At 62.1% G+C, this 620-nt stretch carries 1 protein-coding gene; it reads left to right on the top strand.

The genetic code is table 11. From position 1 onward, the window contains the following. Positions 1-74: 74 nt before the first annotated feature. The coding region (locus tag AC1D0Z_RS23695; RefSeq protein WP_477660558.1) for a Bug family tripartite tricarboxylate transporter substrate binding protein at positions 75-620 on the top strand (546 nt) is incomplete at its 3' end.

Here is a 620-nt window from a genome sequence, read left to right on the forward strand (position 1 = left end):
CGGAATAGATTCCTCGGAAAACCAAGACGAGATCAACAACGTCAGGTACGTCACATCACAACATAGGAGACAACATGAAAATCACCCCTCAAAAATCCATCCGTAGCCGCATCCGCCCCGCCATGATGGGCATTGCCGCCCTTTGGGCCGTCGTGCCCCTCGCTGTGCCGGTTGTGGCCCAAGCACAGGGCTTTCCGGAAAAGCCCATCACCTTTGTCGTGCCGTTTGCGGCCGGCAGCGCGACCGACCAGCTGGCGCGCGCCATCGGCCAGGCCGTGACCAACGACACCAAGGTCAGCGTGGTGGTCGACAACAAGCCCGGCGCCAACAGTTTCATCGGCGCTCAGGCAGCGGCCAAGGCAAAGCCCGACGGCTACACCGTGTTCATCACCACCAACACCACCCAGTCGGCCAATGAGCACCTGTTCAAGAAACTGCCATACGACCCCGTCAAGGACTTTGCACCGCTGACCGCGCTGGGCCGCGGCGGCCAGATCATGGTGGTCAACCCCGCGTTGCCGGTCAACAGCGTGGCCGAGTTCATCGCCCTGGCCAAATCGAAACCCGGCAAGCTGTCTTTTGGCAGCGGCAGCTCGTCCAGCCGCGTGGCAGGGGAGCAG

It is taken from the genome of Polaromonas sp. P1_E3 (assembly GCF_056405935.1).